This is a genomic window from Agromyces sp. NPDC058104, assembly GCF_042884835.1.
In the GTDB taxonomy this organism is placed as follows: domain Bacteria; phylum Actinomycetota; class Actinomycetes; order Actinomycetales; family Microbacteriaceae; genus Agromyces.
Genome location: NZ_JBHVTD010000002.1, coordinates 357408 through 374743 on the forward strand (window position 1 = coordinate 357408; position 17336 = coordinate 374743).

Here is a 17336-nt window from a genome sequence, read left to right on the forward strand (position 1 = left end):
GGGGTCGGGTGCCGGTGATGCCGGGAGCGACTCAGTGACGTAGCGACGCGGACTCGACCCTCCCCGGCGGAGCACGGAGCACGGAGCACGGGGCACGGGGCACGGAGCACGGGGCAGTTGCGTGAGCGGCCGAGTGTGCGCTCGTGCGGCCCGTGCGCGCGAGGGTTGCGGCACCGGCGTGCGGCGGGCACGATCGCTGCATGGGCGGGGATCTGCTCGAGCGGGATCGCGAGCTCGACGAGTTGCGCGTCGCGGCGAACGACGCGTCGATGGGCCGCGGGCGCGTGGTGCTGCTGCACGGCGAGGCGGGCATCGGCAAGAGCACGCTCGTGAACGCGCTGCGGGCGGACCCGCCTGCCGGAGTTCGGGTGCTGCTCGGATCGTGCGACGCGATGTCGACGCCGCGCCCCCTGGGGCCGCTCCGGGACCTCGAGTCGTCGGTCGGCCCCCGGCTCGGCGAGGCCCTGCGTGCCGGAGAGCGCGAGGAGATCTTCGCGGCGCTCCGCGACGAGCTCTCGGACGGGACGGGGACGGTGCTCGTCGTCGAGGACGCGCACTGGGCCGACGAGGCCACGCTCGACGCGCTGCGGTTCCTCGCACGCCGCATCGACGAGCTGCCGGCGGCCCTCGTCGTCACCTACCGCGACGAGTTCGAGCGGGACCATCCGCTCGGGCGACTGCTCGGCGACCTCGGCCACGGCGACCGGGTCGGACGGCTCGCCCCCGACCGCCTCAGCTCCGACGCCGTCGGCGCGCTCATCGCCGGCAGCGGCCTCGACGCCGAGCGGGTGTTCGCGACGACCGGAGGCAACCCGTACTTCGTGCGCGAGGTCATCGCCTCGGCCGACGAGTCGGGCGTGCCGCAGACCGTCGTCGACGCCGTCACGGGCCGCCTGCGGCGGCTCGACGCGCAGACGCAGGAGCACGTCGAGCAGCTGGCGGTCGTGCCCTCGGCTGTCGACGCGAAGCTGCTCGCACGGCTCGTCCCGGGCTCGGCGGGCGCGCTGCGCGCGGCGGAGGAGGGCGGCCTGCTCGACGTGCGCCCCGAGGGCGTGCGGTTCCGCCACGAGCTGACCCGGCGGGCGGTCGTGGACGGTCTGCCGGCTTCGCGCCGCATCGAGCTCGAGCGCGCGGTGCTCGCCGCACTGCTCGAGTCGGGCGCAGCCGACCCCGCGCGACTCGTGCACCACGCCGGTGCCGCGGGCGACGTCGACTCGATCGTCGAGTGGGCGCCGCGCGCCGCGCGAGATGCCGCGGCATCCGGCGCGCATCGGCAGGCGGCCGCGCACTACGCGGCGGCGCTCGCCCACCCCGACCGGTATGCGGCGGCCGAACTGGTCGAGCTGACCGAGGAGTTCGCCATCGAGTCGTACACGATCGGGGCGGCGAGTGCGGCGGTCGACGCCCAGCGACGCACCGTCGCCATGCGTCGCGAGCTGGGCGACGCCCGCCGGCTCGGCGCGAGCCTGCGCTGGCTCTCGCGTTTCGACTGGTTCGACGGCCACCGCGCCGACGCCGAAGCCGCGGCCCGCGAGGCATCGGCGGTGCTCGCGGATGCGGGCGATCCGAGCCTCCATGCGATGGCGCTGAGCAACGAGGCGCAGCTCGCGCTGCTCGCCCACGACACCCGGAGGGCGCTCGACCTCGCCGCCGGGGCGATCGCCATCTCGCGCGAGACCGGCGATCGCCGCGTGCTCTCGCACGCGCTCAACAACCACGGCACCGGTCTGCTGTTCATCGGCCGCGAGGAGGGCGTCGACGAGCTGCTCGAAGCCGCCGAGGCCGGACTGTCGATCGACGACATCGAAGACGCCGCTCGTGCGTTCGTGAACCTCGTCTGGGCGCTCCTCGACCAGTACCGGCTCGCGGAAGCCGAGCGGCACCTCTCGCGCGCGCTCGAGCTGACCGAGCGTTCGGAGTTCATCGGCTTCGCGACCTACCAGCGCATGGAGCAGGCCCGGCTCGACCTGGCCCGGGCCCGCTGGGACGACGCGCTCGCGCTCGTCGAGTCGCCGCCCGGCATGCCGCACGCCCGCTGCGTCGCGCTCACCGTCGCGGGCACGGTCGCGGCGCGGCGGGGCGACGACGGGGCCGACGAGATCCTCGACGACGCCCACCGCCTCGCCGTCGAGCTCGGCGAACTGCAGCGCCGGGGACCGGTGGCGGCCGCCCGGGCCGAGGCGGCGCTGCTGCGCGGCGACCTCGAGGCCGCGCGCGCCATCGCGCGAGTCGAGTTCGACGAGGCCGATCGCCGCGAGGCGCGGGCGCTGCGCGCCGAACTGGCGTACCTGCTGCGGCGCGCAGGCGGCGAGGTCGAGGTGGCGGGCGACGACCCGCATCCGTTCTCGATGCAGGCCCGCGGCGACTGGCGCGGCGCGGCCGAGGCGTGGCGCGAGGCCGGCGCGCCCTACCACGAGGCATCCGCGCTCGCCGAGAGCCCCGACCCGGCCGACCTGGTGGAGGCGCTCGCGATCCTCGACCGCATCGGGGCCGCACCGCTGGCCCGCCGGGTCAGGGCCGAGCTCCGCGACCGCGGCGTCCGCAGCGTTCCCCGCGGGCCGTCGAGCGTCACCCGTCGCAATCCCGAGGGCCTCACCGACCGGCAGCTCGACGTGCTGCGGCTGCTCGCCGAGGGGCTCACGAACGCCGAGATCGCCGAGCGGCTCGTCGTCTCGGTGCGCACGGTCGACAGCCACGTCGCCGCCGTGCTCGCGAAGCTCGGGGTCGCCTCGCGGCAGGACGCCGTGCGCATCGCCGACGAGCGCGAGCTGCTGGCCGACTGATCTCGGTAGTGCGGGCCGCCGATCTCGGTAGCGGCCGCCGATTCGCCGGAGGGCGCCCCGCGGTGGGATGGAATCACGGCCCGCGGAGGCGGGAACCGTCACCGACAGGGGACCATCATGAACACCGCACTCGCCGGATCCGTCACCACGACGCTCCGCCCGACCCCACGCTCGACGCTGCTCGGCCGGCTGACCCGCCGGTTCGCCGAAGCGACCCGCACCGTGCTGAGCCGTGGCGCGGCGCAGGCTCTCGACCGCGAGGAGCAGGCCCGGCTCCACCGGCTGCGCCACGAGGCGCGTCGACTGCGCGAGGAGCAGTTCCGCACCGGGGCGTTCGCCCGGCTGCTCTGACGGCGACACCCGAAGCCAGGAGTGACAGCGATTGCACTTCCATCCCGTCCGTCGATCACGATCGCACGTCATCATTGATCATCGAGACTGCAAACGCTTGCATTAACCGAGCCCGCGCTGCTACGTTCGCGAGCAGTGTCGGTGGCACGGAGTCGTGCCGGGAATCGGGAGTCGAAGATGACGCAACGCTCACTCGTACGCAGGTGGCTCGCCGCCGCAGTGACCGGGGGGCTCGCCGTGACGGCGCTGAGCTTCGCACCCGGTCTCGGGCTCGCCGCTGCGGCGGCCGAGGAGCGCAGCTTCGCGCTCGTCGGCGACCTGCAGACCGAGCTCGGCTGCGCCGAGGACTGGGCGCCCGCCTGCGCCGAGACCGAGCTCGAGCCGACGGCGACCGCGGGCGTCTACGCGGCCGAGTTCACGGTTCCCGAGGGGGCGTGGCAGTACAAGGTCGCCGTGAACGACTCGTGGGACGAGGCGTACGGGCTGAACGGCGGGGGAGACAACATCCCGCTGACCGTCGCCGGCGACACCCGGGTGCGGGTCGTCTTCGACGACACCCTCAGGAAGGTCGGCCTCGAGCTCACCGCCGGCGCGATGGCCGGCGGCTACGACGAGGCATCCGATGCGGCGCTCGTCGCCGAGCCGGTGCGCCAGCCCGGCAGCGACGAGACCTTCTACTTCGTGATGACCGACCGCTTCGCGAACGGCGACCCCTCGAACGACGAGGGCGGGCTCACCGGCGACCGCCTCGCGACCGGCTTCGATCCCGCCGACAAGGGCTTCTACCAGGGCGGCGACCTCGCGGGCCTCCGCGAGCAGCTCGACTACATCGAGGGGCTCGGCACGACCGCGATCTGGCTCACGCCGAGCTTCAAGAACCGCCCCGTGCAGGGCGAGGGCGCGAACGCGAGCGCCGGCTACCACGGCTATTGGGTCACCGACTTCACCCAGATCGACCCGCACCTCGGCACGAACGCCGAGCTCGAGGCGCTCATCGACGACGCGCACGATCGCGACATCAAGGTGTACTTCGACATCATCACGAACCACACCGCCGACGTCATCGACTACGAGGAGCAGCAGTACGCCTACGTCGACCAGAAGACGAGCCCGTACCTCACCGCCGACGGCACCGCGTTCGACCCGGCGAAGTACGCCGGCGCCGAGGCATCCGCTGACTTCCCGGCGCTCGACGCGGCGACGAGCTTCCCGTACACGCCGACGATCGCCCCCGCCGACGCCGACCTCAAGATGCCGGCCTGGCTCAACGACCCGACGCTGTACCACAACCGCGGCGACTCGACGTGGGAGGGCGAGTCGGTCACGTACGGCGACTTCGTCGGCCTCGACGACCTCATGACCGAGCACCCGACCGTCGTGAACGGCTTCGTCGACGTGTACCAGCAGTGGGTCGACCTCGGCATCGACGGCTTCCGCATCGACACCGCCAAGCACGTGAACTTCGAGTTCTGGGAGCAGTGGGCGACCGAGGTGCTCGACTACGCGCACGAGGCCGGCAAGGAGGACTTCTTCATGTTCGGCGAGGTCTACGACGCCGACCCGGCCAAGCTCAGCCCCTACGTGCGCAAGACCGACATGAACTCGGTGCTCGACTTCACCTTCCAGTCGCAGGCGGTGAGCTTCGCCGCCGGCAACTCGGCGAAGAACCTCCAGTCGCTCTTCGCGGGCGACGACTACTACACGACGCCCGACTCCTCGGCGACGGCGCTGCCGACCTTCCTCGGCAACCACGACATGGGCCGCGTCGGCTACTTCCTGCAGTCGACGGGCGCCCCGCTCGAGCGCGACGAGCTCGCCCACGAGCTGCTCTTCCTCACCCGTGGCCAGCCCGTCGTCTACTACGGCGACGAGCAGGGCTTCGCCGGCACCGGCGGCGACAAGGACGCCCGGCAGTCGCTCTTCGCGAGCCAGGTGACCGAGTACCAGGACCAGGAGCTCGTCACGGGCGAGCAGGCCGGCAGCGTCGACCGCTTCGGCACGGATGCCCCGCTCTACGAGCACATCGCCGCACTCTCGGCGCTGCGCCAGGCGCACCCGGCGCTCGCGACCGGCGCGCAGATCGAGCGCTACGTCGACAACGGCGCGGGCGTGTACGCGTTCAGCCGGGTCGACCGCGCCGAGCAGGTCGAGTACCTGGTCGCCGCGAACAACGCCGCCGAGGCCCGTACCGTCGAGGTGCCGACGCTCACGAAGGGCGCCTCGTTCGAGGTGCTCTACGAGGGCGGCGCCGGCGGTGCAGCCGTCACCGCCGACGCCGACGGCGTGGCCTCGATCACCGTTCCGGCGCTCGGCACCGTCGTGCTGCGCGCCGACCGCGAGGTGAGCGCACCCGACGCGGCCGGCGCCATCTCGATCTCGGTGCCCGCGGCCGGGGCCGGCGTGACGGGGGTGACCCCGGTCGCCGCCGACGTCGACGACGCCACCTGGCAGGAGACGAGCTTCGCCTGGCGCGTCGCCGGGGCGACGGGCGACGACGCGTGGCACGCGCTCGGCACGGCCGAAGACACGAGCCCGCGCGTCTTCCACGACACGGCGGGCCTCGCGAAGGGCACGCTCCTCGAGTACCGCGCCGTCTCGACCGACGCCGCGGGCCATCGCTCGGCGGTGTCGAGCTACGCGTCCGTCGGCAACGCCGTGAACCTCGCCGAGGGCGGCGGGGAGCCCGAGCAGCCGATCGACCTCGTCACGGTGCCCGGCTCGCACAACAGCGAGATGGGCTGCGCGGGCGACTGGACGCCCGGCTGCGAGGCGGCGAAGCTCACGCTGCGCGCCGACGGCATCTACGCCGGCACCTTCGACGTGCCCGCGGGCGACTACGAGTACAAGGTCGCGCTCAACGGCAGCTGGGACGTCAACTACGGCGCGAACGGCGAGCAGAACGGCGGCAACATCACCTACTCGACCGACGGCTCGAAGCCGGTGACGTTCTACTGGAACCCCGTCACGAAGGTCGTCTCCTCGTCGGCCGAGGGTCCGGTCGTGACGCTGCCCGGCAGCTTCCAGCAGGAGATCGGCTGCGCCGGCGACTGGGCGCCCGACTGCCTCGCCTCGCTCATGCAGGACGGCGACAAGGACGGCGTGTACACCTTCTCGACCTCGGAGATCCCCGACGGGGCGTACGAGGTGAAGGTCGCGCACGGCCTCGACTGGAGCGAGAACTACGGCGTCGGCGGCGCCCCCGGCGGAGCGAACTACACGTTCACGGCGACCGGCGGCAAGCTCGTCGAGTTCCGCTACACGCTCGCGACGCACGTGCTCGAGATCGTCGTGACCGACCCGCCGCTCGCGGGCAGCGGGCAGTCGCAGGCGCACTGGGTCGACGAGCAGACGATCGCCTGGCCCGCCGCGCTGCTCGGCGGCGCGAAGGCCGAGGATGCCGCGTGGTCGCTCGAGCACGCGCCCGACGCGGGCCTCGGGGTGACCGACGGCGAGGTCACGGGCGGCGGCGACGCCGTCGAGCTCGAACTCGACCCGGCCGGCCTCTCCGACGCGCAGCTCGAGAAGTTCCCGGCGCTCGAGGGCTCCCTCGCACTGCGCGTCGTCGACGCCGACCGCGCCGAGGTCGCGGCGCTGCTCACCGAGCAGCTCGCGGTCGCGCAGCGCACGGGCGGATCGGGCGACGGCGAGCTCACGGCCTTTACCGGCGTGCAGCTGCCCGGCGTGCTCGACGAGCTCTACGCCGACGCCGTGGCATCCGCGCCGCTCGGAACCGACTGGAACGGCGACGAGGCGACCGTCACCCTGTGGGCGCCCACCGCCCGCGACGTCGCGCTCGAGCGCTGGAGCGCCGGCGCGGCCGGCGACCCCGAGCGTCTCGCCGCGGCGCGCGACGACGCGAGCGGCACCTGGTCGGTCGACGGCCTCGTCGCGGGCGACGAGGTTCGCTGGTCGGTCGAGGTGTACGCCCCGTCGACCGGGAAGATCGAGCGCAACTCGGTCACCGACCCGTACTCCGTGGCCCTCACGACGAATTCGGCGCGCACGGTCGTCGTCGACCTCGACGACCCGGCCCTCGCCCCCGAGCAGTGGGCGGAGACGCCCGCCCCCGTGGTCGAGCGCCCCGTCGACCGCGCGATCTACGAGCTGCACGTGCGCGACTTCTCGATCAGCGACGAGACCGTGCCCGAGGCCGAGCGCGGCACCTACCGGGCGTTCACGCGCGACTCGGCGGGAACGAAGCAGCTGCGCGAGCTCGCCGCGGCGGGCATCAACACCGTGCACCTGCTGCCGACCTTCGACCTCGCGACCGTCGAGGAGGAGCGCGCGAAGCTGGCCGTGCCCGACTGCGACCTCGCGAGCTTCGGCCCGGCTTCGGCCGAGCAGCAGGCGTGCCTCGCGAAGATCCGCGACCTCGACGGCTTCAACTGGGGCTACGACCCGTTCCACTACCAGGCGCCCGAGGGCTCGTACGCCGTCGACCCCGACGGCGGTGCGCGCGTCGCCGAGTTCCGCGAGATGGTGGGCGCGCTGCACGCCGACGGCCTGCAGGTCGTGCTCGACGAGGTGTACAACCACACCGCCGAGGCGGGCCAGGGGCAGAAGTCGGTGCTCGACCGCATCGTGCCGGGCTACTACCAGCGGCTCAACGCGGTCGGCGCCGTCGAGACCTCGACGTGCTGCCAGAACGTGGCGACCGAGCACGAGGTCGCGCAGCAGCTCATGGTCGACTCGGTCGTGCTGTGGGCGAAGGAGTACAAGGTCGACGGGTTCCGCTTCGACCTGATGGGACACCACTCGAAGGAGAACATGCTCGCCGTGCGCGCCGCGCTCGACGAGCTCACCCTCGAGGCCGACGGGGTCGACGGCAAGGCCGTCTACCTCTACGGCGAGGGCTGGAACTTCGGCGAGGTCGCGAACAACGCCCTGTTCGAGCAGGCCACGCAGGGCCAGCTCGGCGGCACGGGCATCGGCACCTTCAACGACCGGCTGCGCGACGCCGTGCACGGCGGCAGCCCGGTGGATGCCTCGTCGACGTTCCAGCAGGGCTTCGGCACGGGCCTCGGCACCGACCCGAACGGCCGGCCCGGCACGCCGACGCAGGCCGACCAGCTCGCCGACCTCGCGCACCAGACCGACCTCGTGAAGCTCGGCCTCGCGGGCAACCTCCGCGGGTACGAACTGACGGACGCCACGGGCGCGACCGTGCGCGGCGACCAGCTCGACTACCGGGGTTCCCCGGCCGGCTACGCCGACCAGCCCGACGAGGTGATCAACTACGTCGACGCGCACGACAACGAGACGCTCTACGACCTCTCGGTGTTCAAGCTGCCGCAGGGCACCTCGATGGCCGACCGCGTGCGCATGAACACGCTGTCGCTCGCGACGGTCACGCTGTCGCAGTCGCCCTCGTTCTGGCACGCCGGCACCGAGCTGCTGCGGTCGAAGTCGCTCGACCGCAACAGCTACAACTCGGGCGACTGGTTCAACCGGGTCGATTGGACGGGCCAGGAGTCGACCTTCGGCTCGGGGCTGCCGGGCGAGGCCGACAACGGGGCGAAGTGGCCGGTCATGGCGCCGCTCCTCGCCGACCCCGCGCTGAAGCCGACCGCGGCCGACATCGCGGCGGCCGAGGCATCCGCCCTCGACCTGCTGCGGGTGCGCTCGTCGGTCGATCTGCTGCAGCTCGGCTCGGCCGAGCTCATCGACCAGAAGGTCACCTTCCCGAACAGCGGACCCGACGCGACGCCGGGCGTGATCGTCATGCAGGTCGACGACCTCGTGGGCGACGACGTCGACCCCGAGCTCGACGGTGCGCTGGTCGTGTTCAACGCCTCGCCCTCGGCGGTCAGCGAGACCGTCGCCGGGCTCGCCGGCCGCGACTTCGCGCTCGCCGAGGCCCAGGCGTCGGGCGCGGACCCCGTCGTGAAGCAGACCGCCTGGGATGCCTCGACGGGAACCGTCACGGTGCCGGCCCGCAGCGTCGCCGTGCTGGTCGACGAGCAGCCGCCGCCCGCGGTCGCGACCCTCGCCCTCGGTGCGCCCGACAAGCTCCTCGCGAAGGCGGGCTCGGCCGTGAAGTACGTCGCGAAGGTCGTCGCGCTCGACGGCTCGACCCCGACGGGCGCCTTCGCCGTCTACGAGGGCGGCACGAAGCTCGCCGAGGTCTCACTGGCCGCGAAGGACAAGGGCCGCGTGAACCTGAAGCTGCCGAAGCTCGGCCGCGGCGTGCACCTCGTGCACGCCGTGTTCACCGGCGACGAGGGCTACGCCGACACGCAGACGGTGCCGGTCCCGATCGTGCTCTGGTAGTTCCGCACCGGCACTCGATCGTCGCGGACGGTCGTTCCCCGAGAGGGTGCGCGACCGTCCGCGACGATCCGGGCCGGCGACGGCCGGTCGGCGCACTCCGACACTGAGTCGCCGGGCGGGTCAGTGTCGGAGTGCTGCGGGCAGAGCACCCGGCTCGTCGGCGTTCGCCGGGACCGGGCCGATCGTCAGACCGGGAACGGGAGCTCGACGCCGCACGTCGTGAAGCTGGAGACGATGTCGTCCCCGTGCGCGGCGAAGATCTCGTCGATGCCCTTGCCGTCGGCGGCCTTGACGTCGCGGTTCGGGTTGTTCGAGCCGAGCGTGCCGTCCTGCCCGTTCGCGCCCTTCACCTTGATCGTGAACGAGCTCGGCGCGCCGGTCTCGGCGTAGGCGTCGAGCACGCACTCCGCGTCCTCCGCGGGGAGGCCGAAGGTGAGCTCCTCGACGTGCACGGTGAACCACGACTGCGAGTTCGATGCCCCGGCGTTGCCCTGCTCGGAGCGGTTCGGGTTGAAGCACTCGTGCGCGTAGGCGCCGGCGCCGGTGGCGAGCACGCCCGCCGCTGCGAGCGCGACGCCCGCGGTGATGTTGGTCCAGGTCCGCTTGGACATGTGGTTCCCTTCGGGTGGGTACGAGGCGCGCGCCCGGGCGGCGCGCACGAACCCCACCGTCGCGCGGTCGCGCGGGTGCGGCATCCGTGCTCGCCCTGACGTGGGGCGCCGAGGCCCCGCGCGCCGACCCCCAGTGCGGGGGAGGAGCACTCGGGCGGCCTTCGCCCAGCTCAGGCGAGCCGGGCGAACGCCGCCCGCGACGTCGACGCGATGAGCGCCGCCACGACGACGAGCGCGAGCGCGACCCACGGCAGGGCCGAGACGCCGGTCGCCTCGAGCACGATTCCGCCGACGAACGCCCCGGCGGCGATCGAGCCGTTCCAGGTGGCGACGACCATCGACTGGGCGACGTCGGCGGCGCTGCCCGCGATGCGCGCGGGCGCCGCTTGCAGCAGGGTCGGGGCGCCGCCGTACGCGACGCCCCAGAGCGCGACCGCGGCGAAGACGATCACGGGTTGCACGGCGAAGAGGCCGAGTGCGAGCATGGCGGCGCCGAGCGCCGCCGCGGCGATCAGCACCATCGCACGGAGGTGTCGATCGACGAGCGCTCCCGAGACCAGCACGCCGGCGACGGCGAACACGCCGAACACGAGCAGCACGAGGTCGAGGTGCTCGTCGAGCCCCGACGGTACGACGAGCGGCGCGATGTACGTGTACGCGACGTTGTGCGCGAGCACGAAGGCCGCGGTCGTGGCGAGCACCGCAGCGAGGCCCGGCAGACGCAGCACCGTGCCGAGCCCGGGTCGAGACCCCGCGCGCTCGCCGGGGAACGCGGGCAGCGCGAGCGCCGCCCACACCGCGAGCACGATCGCGAGCCCCGCGAGTACCGCGAACGCCGCGCGCCAGCCGAGCAGCGAACCGAGCGTCGTCGCGATCGGCAGCCCGAAGGCGAACGCGAGCGGCGTGCCGACCATCGCGATCGAGAGGGCCCGGCCCGAGTGCTCGGGCCGGGCCATGCGCATGGCGTAGCCCGCCGCGATCGCCCAGAGCAGGCCCGCGAGCATGCCGCCGACCGTGCGCGCCACGAGGATCGTCGTGTAGTCGCCGGCGATGGCGGTGATCCCGCTGACGAGCCCGAAGCCGACCACGAGCGAGAGCAGGAGCCGCTTGCGGGGCACGCTCCGGGTCAGCGCGGTGAGCGGGATCGCGGTGACCGCGGTGGTCACGGCGTACGCGGCCACGAGCCATCCGACCTGCGCTTCGGAGACGCCGAGGTCTGCGCTCATCTGCGGTAGGAGCCCCGCCGGCAGGATCTCGGTGACGACGCCGACGAACACGATCGAGGCGAGGGCGAGCAGCCCGTTGAGCGGCAGCCGGGCCGTGGAGGAGGTCGCGGCCGAGGCGGCGGCGACGGCGGTGGTGGGCGCGGTGATCGGAGAAGCCATGTCGACAGTGTCGAACCTTGACACTAGTGTTAAGGTCAAGTCGACGGCAGGAGGGCCATGCGCATCGGTGAACTCGCGTCGCGCACGGGCGTCTCGACACGCCTGCTGCGCTACTACGAGGCGCAGGGCCTCATCTCCTCGCAGCGCGAGGCGAACGGGTATCGCGACTACGCCGAAGGTGTCGTCGAGCGGGTCGGTCGCGTGCGCGACCTCATCGACGCGGGCATCCCGACCGCGGTGATCCTCGACCTGCTTCCCTGCCTCGCGAGCGTCACCGACCCCGAGACCCCCGTCATCCAGCAGGCGCTCGCAGAGTCGCTCGCGGCGCGTCGGGCCCAGCTCGACGAGCGCATCGGATGCCTCGCCAAGAACCGCGACGCGATCACGGCGTACCTCGACCGGGCCGTCATCACGGGGTGAGCCGGCGCGACCCCGACCCGCTCCATCGAACGAAGGGAAACGACGTGATCGTCGAAGTCACGAGATTCAGGGCGAGCGATGCGACGGCGCTCCTGGCCGCCCGCCCCGCGATGCTGGCCGACTTCCGCGACGACCGCACCGGGTTCGTCGGGGCCCGACTCGTGCGTCTCGCCGATGACGAATGGCTCGACCTCGTCGAGTGGGAGCGGGCGGAGGACCTCGCCGCGTCCCGGGCGAAGGGCGCGAACCGCGAGGGGATCGCGGCCTTCTTCGCCGCGATCGACGCACTCGTCTCGTCGGAGGACGGGACGGCCGTCTGAGCTGATCGGCTCGGGACCTCGCGGCGCTCGCTACTCGACCTGAGCGGCGGCCGAGAGTACCGCGTGGCAGCGGCCGAGCCGCTCGATCCACCAGTCGACCCGCTCGGGGGGAGCGGCGTAGCGCTCGAGCAGCTCGGGGTCGGGCAGCACCCGGTGCACCCCGATCGACCCGCCCTCCGGCACGAGCGGTGCGCGCGTGACATCCGCCGCGAGCAGCGAGGCCGTGCCGAGCCCGCAGTCGAACTCGAGCGACGGCACCGCGGCCGCGAGGTGCGCACCCATCGCGAGGCCGACGCTCGTGTCCAGCGCGCTGGACACGACGACGGGCAGGCCGGCTTCCGCGACGATGCCGAGCGCGCGTCGGATGCCGCCGAGCGGCTGCGCCTTGATGACGAGCAGGTCGGCGGCGCCCGCCTCGGCGACGGCGAGCGGGTCGTCGGCGCGGCGAACGCTCTCGTCGGCCGCGATCGGGATGCCCATGTACTTCGTGCGACGGCGGATCTCGGCGAGCTCCTCGACCGTGGCGCACGGCTGCTCGACGTACTCGAGGTCGAACGGGGCGAGGGCGTGGATGGCGTGCTCGGCCTCGTCGATGTTCCAGCCGCCGTTGGCGTCGAGGCGCACGCGGCCCTCGGGGCCGAGGGCGTCGCGCACGGCGCGCACCCGTGCGACGTCCTGCGCGAGGGTCTGGTCGGAGCCGGCGACCTTCACCTTCGCCGTGCGGCAGCCCGGGAAGCGCGCGAGCACGGCGGCGACGCTGTCGGGGTCGACGGCGGGCACGGTCGCGTTCACGGGGATGCGGTCGCGCAGCGCGGCGGGCGGAGCGTTCCAGCCGAAGTCGATCGCGGCGGCCAGCCAGGCGGAGGCCTCGTCGTCGTCGTACTCGGCGAAGGGCGAGAACTCGGTCCAGCCCTGCGGGCCCTCGAAGAGCATCGCCTCGCGCACCTCGATGCCGCGGAAGCGGGTGACGAGCGGCAGCGCGACGACGCGGGCGGTGGCGAGCAGTTCGCTCGGCTCGGGCAGGGCGGCGGGCGTCATGGGCCCAGTCTCGCACCGCGGCGCTCGCCGCGGGGAGGGCGCGCGCCTAGGGTGGAGGGATGACTGGGGCGGGAATCGACGAGTTGGGGCTCACGGCGAGCGAGGTCGAGGCCGAGTCGACGGGCCGCAACGTCGCGATCGGGGTGGGCGGCATCCTCCTCGTGATCGCCGCGGGAATCCCCATCGTGTGGGCCCTGCTCGTCGGCGTGACCGCCGTCGTCCCCGTCGTGGCCGGCCTGCTCGGGAGCCACGCCGAATAGGCTTGGGGCATGAGTGCCGAGGTCTCCGAACTGTTCGATCCGAGCGAGTGGGCCGCGGCTCCCGCGGGTGCGTCGTTCACCGACATCACCTATCACCACTCGATCGACGGGCGCATCGCCCGCATCGCGTTCGACCGGCCCGAGGTGCGCAACGCGTTCCGCCCGCACACGGTCGACGAGCTCTACCGCGCCCTCGAGGACGCGCGCACGAATCCGCGCATCGGCGTCGTGCTGCTCACGGGCAACGGCCCGAGCGCGAAGGACGGCGGCTGGGCGTTCTGCTCCGGCGGCGACCAGCGCATCCGCGGACGCGACGGCTACAAGTACTCCGACGCCGAGACGGCCGTCGTCTCGGGCGAGGGGCAGGCGGCGGTCGGCCGCCTGCACATCCTCGAGGTGCAGCGGCTGATCCGCTTCATGCCGAAGGTCGTCATCGCGGTCGTCCCCGGATGGGCGGCCGGGGGCGGGCACTCGCTGCACGTCGTCTGCGACCTGACGATCGCGAGCCGCGAGCACGGTCGCTTCAAGCAGACCGACGCCGACGTCGGCTCGTTCGACGCCGGCTACGGCTCGGCCTACTTCGCCCGCCAGATCGGGCAGAAGTTCGCCCGCGAGGTGTTCTTCCTGGCCGAGGAGTACTCGGCCGACCGCGCTTACGAGATGGGCGCGGTGAACCGCGTCGTGCCGCACGCCGAGCTCGAGCGCGAGGCGATCGCGATGGCGCGCACCATCCTCACCAAGTCGCCGACCGCGATCCGCATGCTGAAGTTCGCGTTCAACGCGGTCGACGACGGCATGGTCGGGCAGCAGGTGTTCGCGGGCGAGGCGACGCGCCTCGCCTACGGCACCGACGAGGCGGTCGAGGGCCGCGACGCGTTCCTCGAGAAGCGCGACCCCGACTGGGGCCCCTACCCGTGGCACTTCTGATGCCGGTTACGGCGAACCGGCAGAGCCGGTGTCGGTGCCGCCGGTGAAACCGCTCATCAGGGTTCAGGCGGATGCCACGGAGCTCACCCGTGCGCTCGCCGCCGCGCTCGACGGCGGGCCGGCCGTCTGGCCGGTGCCCGAGGCGGGCGACGGGAGCGCAGCGGCGGCGGCCTCGGCGCGGGTCGGCTCCGAGGTCGACGACCGGATCGCGCTCGTCGTCGAGACGAGCGGCTCGACCGACGCCCCGAAGCGGGTGCTGCTCTCGGCCGACGCGCTCGTCGCGAGCGCCGATGCGACGCACGACGCCCTCGGCAGCGCGGGGCAGTGGCTGCTCGCGCTGCCGGGTCACTACATCGCCGGGGCCCAGGTGATCGTGCGGGGGCTCGTCGCCGGCACCGAGACCGTGGCGCTGCCGGCCGGCGCCTTCGACGCGGCGGCGTTCGCCGAGGCATCCGCCCGCATGCACGACCACGTGCCCCACTACACTTCGCTCGTGCCGACGCAGCTGGCGCGGCTGCTCGACGCGGCCGAGCGCGATGCCTTCGTCGGCGCCGCGCTGCGCTCGTTCGACGCGGTGCTCGTCGGCGGGCAGGCGCTCGCACCGGTGCTCGCCGAGCGCGCCGAGGCCGCGGGCGTGCGCGTCGTGCGCACCTACGGCTCGAGCGAGACCGCGGGCGGCTGCGTCTACGACGGGGTGCCGATCGGCGACACCCGCATCCGCTTCGTCGACGGGCGCATCGAGCTCAGTGGCTCGAGTCTCGCCGACGGCTACCTCGACGACCCCGAGCGCACCGCCGCGGCGTTCGTCGCCGAGCGCGGAACGCGCTGGTACCGCACGGGCGACCTCGGCGAGCTCGACGACGCCACCGGGCGGCTGCGGGTGCGAGGTCGCGCCGACGACGTCATGATCTCGGGCGGGGTGAAGGTGGTGCTCGGCGAGGTCGAGCGCGCGGTGCGCCGCCTCGAGGGCTTCGACGCGGCCGTCGTCGTCGCCGTGCCCGACCCCGAGTGGGGCGAGCGCGCCGCGGTCGTGGTCGCCGCGCCCGTCGGCGATGCGGCCTCCGCGCTGCGGGGTCTTCGCGAGACGACGGATGCCGCGGGCCTCGGCCCGGCCGCCCGGCCGGTGCGGCTCGTGGTCGCCGACCCCTGGCCCACCCTCGCCTCGGGCAAGCCCGACCGCCGGGCGCTCGCCGCGATCGCCGCGAGTCCGCCCGGGCCGCTCGGCTAGAGCGGTGCGGAGTTCGCGATCGCCCGCCGAAGGGCCGGCTTGTCGAAGAGCCGCAGACGAGTCGCCGACTCGACCTCGACCGGTCCGCGCAGCAGGATGCGTGCGAGGCGCTCGAGCTCGAACGCCTCGCCGCCGCCGCGGGCCAGATCGGTGGTCACCAGGAGCCGGATCGGCGCATCGGGATCGCCGTCGTCGCGGTGCATGAGGCGGGCGTCGGTCGCGTCCCGTTCGGCGAAGGTGCGCAGGAGCGCAGGTCGTCGCAGCGCGAGACGGTCCATGAGCGAGAGCTCGTCGAAGGTCACCTTGCCGGGCGCGCGAACAACGGCGCCGTACGCCGCGGTGAGGCCGGCGATCGCGTCGGCGATAACCGCCTTCTTCGTGGTGTCGAGCAGGTAGGCGAGGTCGGTCAACGCGCGATGGGTGTCGGCGTCCACCTTGATCGAGACGTCGGGCAAGCCGTTCCTCCGGTCGCGTCGCGCGACGTTGCGCCACCACCGTTCCTCGTCGGGCGGGGGAGTCTCTTCGGAGAAACGGTGGTGGAGCAGAGTCGCAGAGTGTTTCTGCGGGGAGATACTCCCGCCCGGCGCAGCGGTGTCTCGGCGCTGAGGCGATCAATGGGCATAGCGGGCGCGCGAGCGCGCCTGTGGAGGAGGAGTCGCGAGAGGGCTCCGAACCGCGCGAACTAGCATTGGGGTGTGGCACGCCCGAAACCCCAACGGATGAACCCCGCCGACGACCTCGCGAAGCGCTCGCGCACGCACGGACGATCGGGCAACCCCGCGAAGGCGACGAGCCCCCGTTCGGGCGGAGCGGCACCGGCCGGCACGGCGACCGCCGCCGACTGGATCTCGGGTGCGCGACTGCGCACGCTTCCGCTCGCGATCGCCCCCGTGGCGCTCGGCACGGGGGCCGGAGTCATCGCGATCGCCGAAGGCCCGTGGCATCCGGCTCGTGCGCTGCTCGCCCTCGTCGTCGCCCTCGCGCTGCAGATCGGGGTCAACTACTCGAACGACTACTCCGACGGGGTGCGCGGCACCGACGACCACCGGGTCGGGCCCGCGCGGCTCACCGCCTCGGGCGCCGTGAAGCCGCGGCACGTGCTCGTCGTCGCGCTCTCGTTCTTCGCGCTCGCCGCGCTCGCCGGCCTCGCGCTCGTCGTCATCACGCAGCAGTGGTGGCTCATCGCGGTCGGCGCCGCGGCCATCGTCGCGGCCTGGTTCTACACCGGCGGCAAGCGCCCGTACGGGTACGCCGGCCTCGGCGAGGTCTTCGTCTTCATCTTCTTCGGCCTCGTCGCGACGGCGGGCTCGGCCTTCGTGCAGGCGCTCACCGTGAACCTCGAGGCCTGGCTCGGCGGCGTCGGCGTCGGCCTGCTCGCCTGCGCGGTGCTCATGGCGAACAACCTGCGCGACGTCGAGCAGGACCGGGTGGCCGGCAAGCGCACCCTCGCCGTGCTGATCGGGCCGCTCGCGGGGCGCATCCTGTTCGTGCTGTTCGCGCTCGTGCCGTTCGGCATCGCCGTGTTCTTCGCGTTCTTCTACCCGACGGCGTGGCTCGTGCTCTTCGCGCTCCTGGCCGCACTGCCGGCCTGCATCATCGTGCTCACCGCGAAGACCGCGCGCGAGCTGATCCTCGCGCTGCAGCTCACAAGCGTGACGGCGCTGCTCTACGGCGTCGGGCTGGGGCTCGCCTTCGCCTTCTGACGAAGGGCGCGGCAGCTGCCGCGCGGCGCGCGGACGAGGC

General features: G+C 73.2%; 13 protein-coding genes. 9 read left to right on the plus strand and 4 right to left on the minus strand.

The genetic code is table 11. The features are described 5' to 3' along the window. Nucleotides 1-200: 200 nt before the first annotated feature. The 3 genes from ACFVTH_RS09630 (at nucleotide 201) to pulA (ending at nucleotide 9404) form a co-directional block, all read left to right on the plus strand. Nucleotides 201-2783, plus strand: a complete 2583-nt coding sequence (locus tag ACFVTH_RS09630; RefSeq protein WP_387089746.1) for an ATP-binding protein — start codon at nucleotides 201-203, stop codon at nucleotides 2781-2783. Between the two features lie 117 nt (nucleotides 2784-2900). Further along, entirely contained in the window at nucleotides 2901-3134 is a 234-nt protein-coding gene (locus tag ACFVTH_RS09635) for a hypothetical protein (RefSeq protein WP_387089749.1), read from the plus strand. Nucleotides 3135-3311: 177 nt separating this feature from the next. Next, nucleotides 3312-9404, plus strand: a complete 6093-nt coding sequence (pulA, locus tag ACFVTH_RS09640; RefSeq protein WP_387089752.1) for a pullulanase-type alpha-1,6-glucosidase — start codon at nucleotides 3312-3314, stop codon at nucleotides 9402-9404. Nucleotides 9405-9589: 185 nt separating this feature from the next. On the opposite strand, the gene ACFVTH_RS09645 is transcribed toward pulA, so the two are convergent. Both ACFVTH_RS09645 and ACFVTH_RS09650 read right to left on the minus strand, forming a co-directional pair. Continuing rightward, nucleotides 9590-10015, minus strand: coding sequence for a hypothetical protein (locus tag ACFVTH_RS09645; protein WP_387089755.1), 426 nt, complete (start codon nucleotides 10013-10015; stop codon nucleotides 9590-9592). 170 nt (nucleotides 10016-10185) lie between these two features. Beyond that, nucleotides 10186-11400 (minus strand): MFS transporter, encoded by a 1215-nt coding sequence (locus tag ACFVTH_RS09650; protein ID WP_387089758.1) that lies wholly within the window; start codon nucleotides 11398-11400, stop codon nucleotides 10186-10188. Nucleotides 11401-11457: 57 nt separating this feature from the next. Between ACFVTH_RS09650 and ACFVTH_RS09655 the strand changes: the two genes are divergently transcribed. Beyond that, complete coding sequence (locus tag ACFVTH_RS09655) at nucleotides 11458-11820, plus strand: MerR family transcriptional regulator (RefSeq protein WP_387089761.1); 363 nt, start codon at nucleotides 11458-11460, stop codon at nucleotides 11818-11820. Nucleotides 11821-11864: 44 nt separating this feature from the next. Further along, nucleotides 11865-12140: a hypothetical protein gene (locus ACFVTH_RS09660; RefSeq protein WP_387089764.1), complete on the plus strand. Its 276-nt coding sequence runs from the start codon at nucleotides 11865-11867 to the stop codon at nucleotides 12138-12140. Between the two features lie 30 nt (nucleotides 12141-12170). Here the strand turns inward: ACFVTH_RS09660 and ACFVTH_RS09665 are convergent, their stop codons facing one another. Further along, nucleotides 12171-13178 (minus strand): o-succinylbenzoate synthase, encoded by a 1008-nt coding sequence (locus tag ACFVTH_RS09665; RefSeq protein WP_387089767.1) that lies wholly within the window; start codon nucleotides 13176-13178, stop codon nucleotides 12171-12173. A gap of 59 nt (nucleotides 13179-13237) precedes the next feature. On the opposite strand from ACFVTH_RS09665, the gene ACFVTH_RS09670 reads away from it, so the two are divergent. The 3 genes from ACFVTH_RS09670 to ACFVTH_RS09680 are packed head-to-tail and all read left to right on the plus strand — an operon-like array spanning nucleotide 13238 to nucleotide 15593. Further along, on the plus strand, nucleotides 13238-13438 hold the full coding sequence (locus ACFVTH_RS09670) for a hypothetical protein (protein ID WP_387089770.1): 201 nt from the start codon (nucleotides 13238-13240) through the stop codon (nucleotides 13436-13438). A gap of 9 nt (nucleotides 13439-13447) precedes the next feature. Then, on the plus strand, nucleotides 13448-14365 hold the full coding sequence (locus ACFVTH_RS09675) for a 1,4-dihydroxy-2-naphthoyl-CoA synthase (protein ID WP_386938805.1): 918 nt from the start codon (nucleotides 13448-13450) through the stop codon (nucleotides 14363-14365). A 43-nt stretch (nucleotides 14366-14408) separates the two neighbouring features. Next, nucleotides 14409-15593 (plus strand): AMP-binding protein, encoded by a 1185-nt coding sequence (locus tag ACFVTH_RS09680; RefSeq protein WP_387089774.1) that lies wholly within the window; start codon nucleotides 14409-14411, stop codon nucleotides 15591-15593. Here ACFVTH_RS09680 and ACFVTH_RS09685 read toward each other — a convergent pair. Beyond that, on the minus strand, nucleotides 15590-16048 hold the full coding sequence (locus ACFVTH_RS09685) for a hypothetical protein (RefSeq protein ID WP_387089777.1): 459 nt from the start codon (nucleotides 16046-16048) through the stop codon (nucleotides 15590-15592). The genes ACFVTH_RS09680 and ACFVTH_RS09685 overlap by 4 nt on opposite strands. 264 nt (nucleotides 16049-16312) lie before the next feature. Here ACFVTH_RS09685 and ACFVTH_RS09690 point away from each other — a divergent pair, with 264 nt between their 5' ends. After that, nucleotides 16313-17296: a 1,4-dihydroxy-2-naphthoate polyprenyltransferase gene (locus tag ACFVTH_RS09690; RefSeq protein ID WP_387091840.1), complete on the plus strand. Its 984-nt coding sequence runs from the start codon at nucleotides 16313-16315 to the stop codon at nucleotides 17294-17296. Nucleotides 17297-17336 lie beyond the last annotated feature (40 nt).

Excerpts from the sequence above, each read along its gene's own strand:
- ACFVTH_RS09670 (WP_387089770.1), top strand. The coding sequence starts at position 13,238 with ATGACTGGGGCGGGAATCGACGAGTTGGGGCTCACGGCGAGCGAGGTC.
- ACFVTH_RS09665 (WP_387089767.1), bottom strand. The coding sequence starts at position 13,178 with ATGACGCCCGCCGCCCTGCCCGAGCCGAGCGAACTGCTCGCCACCGCC.
- pulA (WP_387089752.1), top strand. The coding sequence starts at position 3,312 with ATGACGCAACGCTCACTCGTACGCAGGTGGCTCGCCGCCGCAGTGACC.
- ACFVTH_RS09655 (WP_387089761.1), top strand. The coding sequence starts at position 11,458 with ATGCGCATCGGTGAACTCGCGTCGCGCACGGGCGTCTCGACACGCCTG.
- ACFVTH_RS09650 (WP_387089758.1), bottom strand. The coding sequence starts at position 11,400 with ATGGCTTCTCCGATCACCGCGCCCACCACCGCCGTCGCCGCCGCCTCG.
- ACFVTH_RS09645 (WP_387089755.1), bottom strand. The coding sequence starts at position 10,015 with ATGTCCAAGCGGACCTGGACCAACATCACCGCGGGCGTCGCGCTCGCA.
- ACFVTH_RS09630 (WP_387089746.1), top strand. The coding sequence starts at position 201 with ATGGGCGGGGATCTGCTCGAGCGGGATCGCGAGCTCGACGAGTTGCGC.
- ACFVTH_RS09635 (WP_387089749.1), top strand. The coding sequence starts at position 2,901 with ATGAACACCGCACTCGCCGGATCCGTCACCACGACGCTCCGCCCGACC.
- ACFVTH_RS09675 (WP_386938805.1), top strand. The coding sequence starts at position 13,448 with ATGAGTGCCGAGGTCTCCGAACTGTTCGATCCGAGCGAGTGGGCCGCG.
- ACFVTH_RS09690 (WP_387091840.1), top strand. The coding sequence starts at position 16,313 with ATGAACCCCGCCGACGACCTCGCGAAGCGCTCGCGCACGCACGGACGA.